At 71.5% G+C, this 11,136-nt stretch carries 8 protein-coding genes; 6 read left to right on the plus strand and 2 right to left on the minus strand.

What is annotated here, in order from left to right; translation table 11 throughout:
- Positions 1-247: 247 nt before the first annotated feature.
- The 4 genes from ACZ6Y7_RS26130 (at position 248) to ACZ6Y7_RS26145 (ending at position 6,109) form a co-directional block, all read left to right on the plus strand.
- The gene (locus ACZ6Y7_RS26130; RefSeq protein ID WP_465760364.1) at positions 248-1,276 is read left to right on the plus strand and encodes a hypothetical protein; all 1,029 of its coding nucleotides are present in this window, start codon (positions 248-250) and stop codon (positions 1,274-1,276) included.
- A 92-nt stretch (positions 1,277-1,368) separates the two neighbouring features.
- Positions 1,369-3,276, plus strand: a complete 1,908-nt coding sequence (locus tag ACZ6Y7_RS26135) for a DNA/RNA helicase domain-containing protein (protein WP_465760365.1) — start codon at positions 1,369-1,371, stop codon at positions 3,274-3,276.
- 553 nt (positions 3,277-3,829) lie between these two features.
- Entirely contained in the window at positions 3,830-4,495 is a 666-nt protein-coding gene (locus tag ACZ6Y7_RS26140; protein WP_465760366.1) for a hypothetical protein, read from the plus strand.
- A gap of 600 nt (positions 4,496-5,095) precedes the next feature.
- Positions 5,096-6,109, plus strand: coding sequence for a DNA cytosine methyltransferase (locus ACZ6Y7_RS26145; RefSeq protein ID WP_465760367.1), 1,014 nt, complete (start codon positions 5,096-5,098; stop codon positions 6,107-6,109).
- Positions 6,110-6,633: 524 nt separating this feature from the next.
- On the opposite strand, the gene ACZ6Y7_RS26150 is transcribed toward ACZ6Y7_RS26145, so the two are convergent.
- On the minus strand, positions 6,634-7,170 hold the full coding sequence (locus ACZ6Y7_RS26150; RefSeq protein WP_465760368.1) for an AAA family ATPase: 537 nt from the start codon (positions 7,168-7,170) through the stop codon (positions 6,634-6,636).
- Between the two features lie 308 nt (positions 7,171-7,478).
- Here ACZ6Y7_RS26150 and ACZ6Y7_RS26155 point away from each other — a divergent pair, with 308 nt between their 5' ends.
- Positions 7,479-7,958 (plus strand): very short patch repair endonuclease, encoded by a 480-nt coding sequence (locus ACZ6Y7_RS26155; protein ID WP_465760369.1) that lies wholly within the window; start codon positions 7,479-7,481, stop codon positions 7,956-7,958.
- On the opposite strand, the gene ACZ6Y7_RS26160 is transcribed toward ACZ6Y7_RS26155, so the two are convergent.
- Positions 7,951-9,288: a DNA cytosine methyltransferase gene (locus tag ACZ6Y7_RS26160; RefSeq protein WP_465760370.1), complete on the minus strand. Its 1,338-nt coding sequence runs from the start codon at positions 9,286-9,288 to the stop codon at positions 7,951-7,953. The two genes, ACZ6Y7_RS26155 and ACZ6Y7_RS26160, sit on opposite strands and share 8 nt — an antisense overlap.
- Before the next feature lie 432 nt (positions 9,289-9,720).
- On the opposite strand from ACZ6Y7_RS26160, the gene ACZ6Y7_RS26165 reads away from it, so the two are divergent.
- Positions 9,721-11,133: a PIN-like domain-containing protein gene (locus ACZ6Y7_RS26165; protein ID WP_465760371.1), complete on the plus strand. Its 1,413-nt coding sequence runs from the start codon at positions 9,721-9,723 to the stop codon at positions 11,131-11,133.
- Positions 11,134-11,136: the final 3 nt, after the last annotated feature.

The raw sequence follows: 11,136 nt of genomic DNA on the forward strand, positions 1-11,136 counted from the left end.
AAGCGACCCAAGCGACCCAGGTACGGACCTGTCCGACGTCCGTGAGCCGCGCAGCCACCGAAGCGACCCAAGCGACCGAAGCCACGGCACGCAGGTCCGGTGTTCCGTCGTCAGGGAAACCGCTTCCGCACCGTCAGCCCCGTCTGGTAGACCTGGCCCCGGTGACGCCATCTCCCGCCCGGCGGGACCCGCGTCACCGTCAGACCGCAACCACCGAACTCACCGCTTCGCGGCGGAGAGTCGAGCCGTGGAGGACCACGACGTGTCCGTCGTCGCCGTGTACGTCCCCGCTCCGTCGAAGCGGAACTTCCAGATCGGCCTGCGCGAGTCCCTATGGGGCTGGAAGCGCGATACCGCCGACAAGGCCGACACCCCGCGAGTCCTGGCCGCGCTGAAGCCCGGCGACTACATCCTGTTCGGCCACCGGGGACCGAACGCCCGTGTCCCCGCCGGCGACTGGGCCGACGCGGTCCTGCGCGAACTGGCCGTCGCCCAGGTCACCGGGACCGTCTACCCCGACCAGAGCGAGGTCTGGCCCGACGACGTCTACCCGGTGCGCGTCCCCCTGGACGTCCTGGACCTCGAGTCCGCCGTCGCCGGAGCACAGCTCGGCGCCGCCGCCATGGAGGCCTTCCGCCTCTCCGCGAACAAGCAGGGCGCCCCGGTCCCCGTCGCCGACCCCGACGTCATGACCAGGCTGGTCGACTCCATCGAGCACCAGCCGGCATCCCCTGAGGAAGCCGCCGCCGAGCAGCCGCCGCTCCCCGTCTCCTGGCACGGCCCGACCTCCGCCCAGAACCAGGACCGCTACCTCGACCTGGGCGACAACCTGGACCGGGCCGTGGTCACCTTCGCCCGCCGAGAGCAGGCCCGGCTCCGCCGCGAGAAGTTCAACGGGGCCGGCTCCATCCGCTGCGACCTCTGTGGGCGGACGCTGCCCTCCCGGCTCGTCCGCGCGGCCCACGTGCGCAAGAGGTCACGCTGCAACCTCGAACAGCGCTCCCACCTCGCGAACCTGATGGCCGCCTGCCTGCTCGGCTGCGACGCCCTGTTCGAGGACGGCTTCATCCGGGTGTCCCCCGAGGGCATCGTGGAGGTCTCCCCCAAGGGCGCCGCCTCCGCCGACCTCCTCACCGTCGCCAAGACCCTCGAAGGCCGCCGCTGCACCGCCCACACACCGGAGAGCGCCGTGTACTTCGACTGGCACCGGAACAACTCCGCCGCGCCGCCGGCCCCCGAACCCGCCCTGACCGGACCCGCCGCACCCGTCCTCTGAACACCATGCGAGGGCGCAGCCCCCTCGAGGCCCTCACCTCCGACGGCACCCTCCCGTGACGTCCTGTCAGACACCGGTGATATGCATCGGTCATGTACGTACACCGGGGGGTCATCGGCGACGTCGCGCGGCGAGCCGCGCAGCCGGCGTTCATCGGCGAGTGCACGAAGCGGTTCGAAGCCCTGCACGGCGCGGAGCCGGGGCCGCAGGAGATCGCCAGCTGGCAGCGCAGCTGGCCGGTCCTCCTCGACGCGTTGGTGCGCGCGGGACTCGGGGACCTCGACGTCCTGCTGGAGCTCTCCCTCCCGGGGACGGGCGAGCGCGTCGACGCCGCGGTCGTCGGCCAGGACGCGGACGGCATCCTGACCGTCGTGGTGGTCGAGCTGAAGCAGTGGACGTGGGCCCGGCCGTCACCGGGACTCTCCGCGTCGCTGGAGGTCGGTGGGCGGACCGTCCCCCATCCCGCCCGCCAGGTCGGCGGCTACGTCCACTACCTGCGGGACTGGGCCGACGGCGGCAGCGGCGTACGGGCCAAGGGCACGGTGGTCCTTCACAACGCCCCCGCCGACCTGATCGACCGCCTGCGGGGCATGGCCTCCGCCGGTGGGCCGAGCGCCGAGTTCCCCCTCCTCGGCCGCGACGACCTCGCGAGCAGTGTGCCCGCCGAGGAACTCGCGCGACGCCTCGGCTGCGCCGGCCTCGGGCCCGCACCGCAGGACGCCGTCGACCGCTTCCTCGAAGGCCGCCACCGGCCCTCCGAGCGCGTCCTGGAGCGGCTGGCGGCCAACATCGAGCGCCGCCGCCAGTTCTTCCTCATCGGCGAACAGGACCGGGCCCGTCTGGCGATCCTCGACGCCGTCACACAGGCGGCCGCTCACCGGACCCCCACCGACGGGGAAGCGCGGCCGGGCGCCATGGTCGTCGTCACCGGCGGCCCGGGGACCGGCAAGACGGCCATCGCCGCCCGCGTCATGGGCGACCTGTGCGGCACATCCGGCAGCAACCCCCGCCTGCTGACCCCCTCCGGCACCCTCACCCGCCAGCTCCAGCGGCTGCTCAGCGAGGACGCCCGCGGCCTCGTCGCGACGTTCAAGAACAAGAATCCAGGCGGCCTGGACAAGAGCAGCGTCGTCCTCCTCGACGAGGCCCACCGCGCCGCCACCTACCCGGACCAGCGCGGCCCCGGCTTCCCCATCGTCCTGCGCAAGCTCCTCGAACAGGTCGCCGTCCTCGTCCTGTTCCTCGACGAGCGCCAGATCGTGCGCCCCACCGAAGGCCTCAAGGCCGACGAACTGGAACACCACGCGCACGCCGCCGGGGCGGCGTTCCGGCGTATCGACCTCGACACCCAGTTCCGCTGCAACGGCTCCCAGGCCTACCACCACTGGGTCGACACCCTGTTCTCCGAGACCGGCACCCCACTCCCATGGAGCGGCGCCGGCTACGACCTCGCCCTGGCCGCCGACCCCGAGACGCTCGCCTCCTGGGTCGACGGCCACACCGCGCGCGGCCACAGCGCCCGGATCACCGCGGGCTTCTGCTGGCCCTGGAACGCGACCGACGTCCCCCCGCTCGAGCCGGAGGTCGCCATCCGCTGGCACGGCCCGGACCACGACGAACGCTCCTGGGCCCGCCCCTGGAACCTGCGCGCCGAACAGCCCGTCCCCGGCTTCCCCGACGTCCCGGCCCGCCCCTACTGGGCGACCGACCGCGGCGGCCACGACCAGGTCGGCTGCATCTACACCGCCCAAGGCCTCGAATACGCCTTCGGCGCCGTCATCCTCGGCCCCGACCTCGTCCGCCGCCGCGACCGCTGGCAGGCCCACCCCGAAGCCAGCCACGACGCCCGACAGCTGCGCACCCTCCCGCCCGAGCGCTACCGGTTCTACGCCCTGAACACCTACCGCGTCCTCGCCACCCGGGCCACCCGCGGCACCCGCCTCTACTCCACCGACCCCGAGACCCAGGCCTACCTCGCCTCCCTGCTCCCCGGCACCTGACGCGGCGAGCCCCCCGGGGGCCGACCCCTCGGACCGTGAGCCGCACCCGGCCCCGGCCCCGGCCCCGGCCCGGGTCGACAGGCAGCCGGCCGGCGCCGAGCGCGGCCAGCAGGCCGTTCGGATCGGTCCCGGGACTGACCGTCCGCGGCACTCCGTCGTGCCGCACCCTGCAGGAGGCCGAGGCCCGTTCCAGCGGGTCGGTCAGCCACAGGACGCGCGGCGGGTGCGCCGCAGGTGGGCGGCGAAGGCCTCCGCCTCCTGGCTGGCCCAGGTGTTCGGCGCGGGTCCGTTCACGCCGTTCGACATCACAGCTTGTCCACTGCACGCCGCGGCCCGCACCACCGGGCACCAGCACGCCCCCGAGCCCCAGCCGTGCACAGCATTCCGCCCCGACGAACAGGCCCACGATGAACGAGCTGAACCGGCGCTCGGAGCGGGTACCGCCGCCAGCGGCTCAGGCCGCCCGACCTGACCCAACGACCGGCACCGGTCCCACTGCGGCCCCGAAGGTCTCCGAGGGCGGCTTGTCGGTGGCGTCGTGTTGGGTAGCGTTATGACTGTCCACGACCTCATCGCCGCCTTGCCCCGACCTGACGACCTGCGGGCCCGCTGCCGCGCTGTGGCACTGCTCGACGCGATCGTCTCCGTGCCGTACGCCCCCGGCCACACCTTCACCGTCGACTGGCGCTCGGGCGTCGACCTGGCCTTCATGGACACCGGCTCCGGTGACCAGTACGCCGTCGTATTCGACCCGGCCGGCGTGTTCCTCTATGGCTTCGACCACGAGAGCGACGCCACGCCATGGCGCGAGGAGGACCGCGCCCACTGGCCCGGACTGCTCGACGGGCTGCCCGCCTCACTCGCGCCCTACGCACAGGCGGAGGAATTCCTGTTCGACGGCTTCTTCGACGCGACCGTGTGCGCCTGGTACGAGACCGGATCCACCGCCTGGCGATGCGGGCCGGTCGAGTTCGCCGACGGCGACACGGACGGTGCCGACTGGCTCTTCGACCTCCTCACCGCGCCTGACGGCACTCGGGCCTTCGCCGACTACGCCCAGGACTACTACACGCGCACCGTCGACGAGGATGCCGTCGCGGCCGTCCTCAACGGCGCCCCGCTCGACCGCCGCACGGTCACCGCGCTCTCGGCCCGCGGCGACTTCGCCACCATCGCCGGCGAAGCCCGCGCCCTCGGGTACCCCGTAGATGACAGCTGACGGCCACCCCGATGCCTACCGTCTTCACAGACCTGCTGGGGGAGGCTGTCTGGGAGGACGAGCCGTTCCGGTCCGCGCAGAAAAACCTCTAGGCGTACCTCACGGGTCTGCACGGGGCCGTCGGCGGCGTGGCGCCCGCCTGGTCCATGCGGCCCTGATGCGGTCCGGCCGCGAGGCGGCGGCCCGCGGGAGGACCTGGCCGCGGTTGCCACCCCGGTGCCGGGCCAGCCGTGCGATTCTGAGGCTGGGTATGTGCTTGCGCGCACAAGCACATTAGGGAAGTGCGCTCATGATGAGTGCTTCGGAATGGGTGAGCCATGAGGGGCAGCGGACACGCGAGTGAAAGCGGTCAGCAGAGGGCCCGGTGTTCGGTGCGGAACTTGCTCGGTGCAGGAAGGCCCGCAAGCCTGGACCAGCGGGTCTGTGCATGAAGGGCCCCGTGGAGGCGGCTGCTCCGTCCCGGCAGCCGCATTGACGGTCCGCGCCTGTATGGTCGTTCGAGTCGGCTGCCGGTCGTTTCCGCACCATCAGCCCCACACGGTGCGGCAAATTGGGCCTGACCGCGCCATTCTGCCACCGCACTTGCTTCGGAGAGACCTAATGCCTGCCCCTGATGCCCCTGACACCCTGGACCTCTTCGCCGGGCCCGGCGGCTGGTCTGAGGGGCTGCGCGCCTTTCACGGCATCACTGACATCGGGGTCGAATGGGATGCCGCGGCCTGCCAGACGCGAGCGAGTGCGCGACACCGGACTGTTCGTGCGGACGTCGCCCAGATCGCGACTGCGCCAATGGCCGGCCGTATCCGTCGTCTCATCGCGTCTCCGCCCTGCCAGGCTTGGTCGCGGGCAGGCAAGCAGCTCGGACTCGAGGACCAACCCCTAGTTCACCAAGCTATCGATGACCTTGCCCGCGACCGTGATACACGGGCGGAGCTGCTGGCCGCTTGCAAGGACCCCCGTTCCCTCCTCGCTGCTGAGCCCATGCGCTACCTCAGCGGTCTGCGCCCCGAGGACGTGGTGATGGAGGAGGTCCCCGACGCCCTCCCCCTGTTCCGCCACTATGCGGAGGTGCTCCGCAGCTGGGGCTACAGCACCTGGTGCGGCAACCTGAACGCGGCCGACTACGGCGTCCCGCAGAGCCGACGCCGCGCCATCCTTATCGCGTCGAGGCTGCGCACCGCACAGCCTCCCGAGCCCACCCACACCGAATACGGGGAGGAAGGCAGCCTCTTCGGGGAGGCGCGCGCCCGCTGGGTCTCCATGGCGGAGGGCATCGGCTGGGGTGCCACCGACCGGCCGGCCCCCACAGTCACTGCCGGAGGGGGGAAGACCGGCGGTGCCGAGCCCTTCCCGACCCAGGCCCGCCGCGCTCTTGCCGAGTCCCGCGACCGAGGCTTGTGGAAGGGCCGCACCGCCGCACCCGACACAGCGCGCATCACGGTCCAGGAGGCGGGCCTGCTGCAGTCCTTCCCCGCAGGCTATCCGTGGCAGGGAACCCAGACGAAGCAGTACGAGCAGGCGGGCAACGCCGTGCCGCCTCTGCTTGCCGCACACGTCGCTGCTGCGGCATTCGGCCTGCCTCAGCCGCGACCCGCGGTAGCGGCGGCAGTCTGAGAGCGGTCTGCACGGCCCTCGACATCTTGCTGGGCGTAGCGTCCCTGGTTCCTGCCCGCGAAGTACGGCTTGTAGAAGGGGCCTACACCCGGCTCCGGTACTGGGCGATCGACGGAACCTGGGAGCGGTTCTTCACCGCCCCTGCTCGCGCAGGCCGACGTCGAAGGCGACCTGCACCGGTCGTGGCGGCTTGGAGGCTGCCAGGAACACCGGATATCCCGCGAGGCAGCCAGCCCGACGACGACCGTGGGCACCCGTCAGAACGCGCCCTGCCCGACGACAACGACAACCAGGGCGGTGCCGTCGAACCGGCCGAGCCGTCCTCGCCGGGACGGACTGCCTTCCCGTGCGGCGCAGCCTGCCGAACGGCTCGACCATTGCCCTGCGCTCGGACGTCCTCCGCGTGCGGCACTCTGAAAGTCCCCACCGCCGATCAGCTTCAGCGGCTGCTGCGCACAGGGCGGCGTCGGCCGAGCCGTTCCCCACGCGTATCCCGCGAGCGGCGTTCCGGTCGGAGTGCGCGGTCAGGGGCGGGGAGTCCAGCCGGTCGGGGTGAGGGCGGTGTCGATGAGGATCCGCTGGACGGTCTCGTCGAGGGTGCTGTGCCGGCTGATGACGTGTTCGGTGCCGTGGGGGAGGAGGTCGTGAGCCCGGTACCACCCGGCCATGTCGTCGGGGGAGAACTCGGCGGCCTGGGGGCGGGTGGCGTGCCGGCGTACGGTCTCGTCGAAGTCGACGTCGAGGTAGTAGAGGTGGTTGCGCCCGCGGTGGTCGGCGGTGAGCCGGGCCAGCATCCCCCCGTAGCGCTCGGCGTCGAGGATGCCCTCGACGACAACGTGGAAGCCGTGGTCGAGAGCGTGGCGCGCCACCAGGTCGATAAGCCCGATGTTTGCTCCTTCCGGGACGTCGCGCTCGCGCAGTACGGTGCGCCGCAGCAGGTCCTGGGCGACGACGGCGATGCCGCGCCCGTAGGCGGCGCGCAGCCGTGCGGCGACGCTCGACTTCCCCGCGCCGCCCGGGCCGCGTACCACCACCAGCACCGTGTCGGGACTTCCTGCCATGCCAGAGCCCATCCCCACCGGGCTGCCTCCTATGCCGGCATGGGGCGGGCTGGAGCCAGGAAGCCGTGGCCGCCAGGACGATCCCGCCCGCGCACGGTGCGGCGTCGATAGCATCCCGAGTGTGGTCACGGCACGGAGCCCGGCGCGCCCGCGCCCTCAGCGCCGCGCAGCCTTCTGAACAGGCAGGACATCGAAGTCGTGGCGGAGTACTAGGCTGGCTACCGCCCGATTGGGGAACAGCAGCGAGGACTTTCCGGCGCCCGTCGGCGGCGGACGCCCGGTCCTCCCGAGCAACAGGAGCCTGTGTCGTGGCCACTGGCACACCGGGGGAGACACCGCAGGAGTGGGCCCCGCCGCCCGGGTCCTGGGCGTCGTCGGCGGCCAACCGGCGGAGCATGCTGGGCAACCGCAGCCGGGACACCCAGCCGGAGCTCGCGCTCCGGCGTCTCGTCCACGCTGCGGGGCTCCGGTACCGCGTGGCTGCGAAGCCCCTGCAGGGCATGCGTCGCAGTGCCGACCTGGTGTTCCGGCAGACCCGGGTCGCAGTGTTCGTCGACGGCTGCTTCTGGCACGGGTGCCCAGAGCATTTCGTCCCGCCCAAGACGAACCCCGACTACTGGCGGGAGAAGATCGGCCGCAACGTCCAGCGGGACCGTGACACCGACGCCCGGCTCGCGGCCGAGGGATGGCTCGTACTGCGCTTCTGGGAGCACGAGTCCCCGGCGGCCTGCGCGCCGATGGTGGTGGACCAGGTCCGGCAGCGGCGCGCAGGCGGTACCGTCAGCTGACCTTCCCCCGGTGCTGGGCGAAGTAGTCGTGGCGGGCGTGGTCCTGCTGGCCGACGAAGGCCTTGAACTCACCGAGCCGGTACACCAGCTCTCCGTTCTTCCGCGCTGTCTTCTCCACGTGGAAGTCGCGCTCGATGTGGGCGATGCGCCGCTCGATCTCTGGCGGCGGGAGCTTCTTCGCGCCGGACCTGGCGATGAGGTCGGCCATCTTCTGGGCGGTGAGGGTCTTGACCGGGTGGTGGCGGAGCAGCAGGTAGACCGGGTCGAGTTCCGGGTGCTCCCATTCGACCGAGTCGGGCCGCTTCTCCTCCTTGCGCAGGGCGCTGGCGATCGCCTTGCCGAGCGCCTCCGCGACGGGCGGTGGGAATGCGTTGCCGATCTGGCGGTAGACCGTGGTCTTACGGCCCTGGAACTCCCAGTGGTAGTCCTTGCCGTACCAGCCCTGGATGCGGGCGACCATGGCGGTGGTGAGCTTCGGGAGGTGGTCGCCGTCTGTGTCCGGCCCGGGGGCGGAGTCGGCGACGCCCATGGCGTCGACCCCCAGCGCACGCCACGCGGCCTTGGCCCGGGTAGGGCCGAGGTCGGCGCCGCCGTGCTTCTTGGAGCCCCCGACGATGGTGGGCGCAATGGCGGAGGCCTTCTCGGCCCACGCCTCCACGTGCTCTTCGGCCCAGCCGTTGGCACCCATGAGGTCCTTGAGCAGCTCGCCCACAGTGGGAGCCGGTTCCTTGGAGGGCTCGGGCCAGTGGAAGTACTCGGCGAACTCCTTCTGCAGGGCAACCAGGACGAACCGCGGCCGGAGCTGGGAGACGCCGAACTGGTGGGCCTCCAGCAGGCGCCATTCCCCGACGTATCCGGCGCCGTGGAGGAGCTCGAGGATGTGCTGGCGGTAGGCGGAGAACCGGTTGCCGCTCAGGCCCTTGACGTTCTCCAGGAGCAGCGCCTTCGGCTGGATGTCCCTGCACAGGTGCACGGCCCAGGCGAAGAGGTCCCGCTCGTCCGTCGCGCCGAGCTGGTTGCCGGCGATGCTGAACGGAGGGCAGGGGACGCCCCCGGCGAGGAGGTCGACGTCCTTGTGTGCGCTGGGGTCCCAGAGCAAGGGATCGGCGACGTCCCCGATCTTGACGACGGCCTCCGCGTGGAGTGCGGCGTCCTCGGGGCTCGCGCCCTCGGCCTCCATGAGCCGGGCGAGGTTGTGGCGGAGGGTTGCGGCGGCGTTCTGGTCGAGCTCCAGGGCGAGCCTGTGCGTGAATCCCGCATTGTGCAGGCCGAGGGACTGTCCGCCCGCGCCGGCGCAGATCTCTACCACCTCAAGGCGCTCAGGTGCCATGAGACCTCCTCTCGGTGGCGCCGCCCTCGAAGCGGACGCCGACGTATTCCTCTGCCAGTGGCAGCCGCCTGCTCTGCTGCCGCTGCTGGCGGCCGCCTCGCGAGCATGTGCCCGGTATCCGGGCCGGATGTGCTTGCAGGCTTCCCTGTGACAGGTGGCACCAGCAGAACCTGAAGAGTAGGCGACACCTGTGACACAGCCCAAAACGCCGCGCTCCGGCGCCCGGGTCGCTGCTCGCCTCCGGGCAGGGGGGCGGTGCCGCCCCGGTCTGGTGCTCCCGGGCGGGGTCGCACCGGGCACAGAGGACCCGCTGCACAGCCGGGGGAAGGGCTCAGGACCGTTAACGCGACTGCGCTCCGTAATTGTGCCTTGACGGGTTCCGCTTGCCTCGACAGGATGGTGAACCCGCAGCTGGGGAGGGAGCAAGAAAGCGTGGACCAGGCAGACCTGCCGCTGGTGGAGCAGTTCCGATCCTGGATCCTCCCCGACAGCGGTGTGGCAGCAGCCGACCGGAAGGCGTTCTTCGAGGACGCCCTCGTCGTGCTCGACACCAACGTGCTCCTCAGCCTGTACGAGTACAACCCTGCCGTGCGCAACCAGGTTCTGTCGCTCCTGGCGCAGATTTCCGGGCGCCTCTGGCTTCCGTACCAGGTCGGGCAGGAGTTTGTGCGGGGCCGGCGCCGTGTGATCATCGAGCGCAGCAAGGAGCTCGGCGACGCCCCGGCCGTGATCGACCGGCACCTGCAGCAGGCCTACAAATCGGTGCTGGCTGCCAGCGCGCACGTGAAGCGGCTTCTGAAGAAGTACGCCAATGACGACGCGGCGCAGAGCGGTCTGGACGAGACGATCAACCAGGCGTCCGTCAAGGCCCTGCTGGCCGGGTGGCAGGACCTCCTGAGGGACCACGCCAAGCAGCTCAAGTCCGGCCACGACCTCCTGCCCGCTGCTGTCGAGTCCGACGATCCCGTCCTGCCGGAGGTGGCGGCGCTTTTCGGGGACCGCCTCGCCCCGCCGACCGAGTATGCGGTGGTGCAGCGCAGGCTGGAGGAGGCCCTGTCCTTCCGGTTCCCGAACGAGATCCCTCCTGGATTCGCTGACGACGGGAAGGGCAAGCCCCTGGACCGGGTCGGCGACTACCTCGTCTGGGCCGAGATCCTGGACAGGGCGGCTGACCCGGCAGTGAAACGGGTCCTGCTCGTGTCCGCTGATTCGAAGAAGGACTGGTACGAGGAGCTCGACGGCAAGGGCGGGAAGCGCCCGTGGCCGCAGCTCTTCGAGGAGCTGCGGCAGCGGACGGGCGCCGAGCTGCGCATCGAGCAGCCGGGGCAGTTCTTCCAGGGCATCGAGGAGTTCCTCGCACCGGGCACCGAGCTCACCACCGCCGCCTACGACGAGATCGACCGGGCGGCGGGGGCGGTGGCGCAGCGCGGCGCCGAGGCGGACTTCTCGGTGACGGACGACAACGCCCATGTCATCGCGCCGCCGGACGGGCTGGCGCTGGAGGCCTACCGTGCGGCGGGCCTCACGACCCGTACGGTGAGGCAGCTCGCGGAGTCGGAACGGCGCCGGCACTTCCAGTGGTGGCTGATCGGAGTGACGGCCGAGCTCGGATTCCGTGTGCCTGACGACGACGAGCCCCTCGTGGAGCTCTGCGCAGCAGTCCGGTCGGAGACCAGGCCCGCTCCGGAGTGGTATCCCGGGTCCGCCCTCGCCCAGGGCGAGTGGCCGTACCGCAGCGACACCTGGGTGGCGCCCTGGTTCGTCCAGCTGGTGCAGGACGCCGGCGAGACCGACCGGCTGCCGCTGCAGAGGCTGGCCGCGCGCCAGGTGCAGCCGAAGGCCTGACCG

This window comes from Kitasatospora sp. NPDC053308 (genome assembly GCF_055585785.1).

Bases quoted from the DNA above. Each gene is read 5' to 3' on its own strand.
- ACZ6Y7_RS26135 (WP_465760365.1), top strand. From the start codon at position 1,369: ATGTACGTACACCGGGGGGTCATCGGCGACGTCGCGCGGCGAGCCGCG.
- ACZ6Y7_RS26140 (WP_465760366.1), top strand. From the start codon at position 3,830: ATGACTGTCCACGACCTCATCGCCGCCTTGCCCCGACCTGACGACCTG.
- ACZ6Y7_RS26145 (WP_465760367.1), top strand. From the start codon at position 5,096: ATGCCTGCCCCTGATGCCCCTGACACCCTGGACCTCTTCGCCGGGCCC.
- ACZ6Y7_RS26150 (WP_465760368.1), bottom strand. From the start codon at position 7,170: ATGGCAGGAAGTCCCGACACGGTGCTGGTGGTGGTACGCGGCCCGGGC.
- ACZ6Y7_RS26160 (WP_465760370.1), bottom strand. From the start codon at position 9,288: ATGGCACCTGAGCGCCTTGAGGTGGTAGAGATCTGCGCCGGCGCGGGC.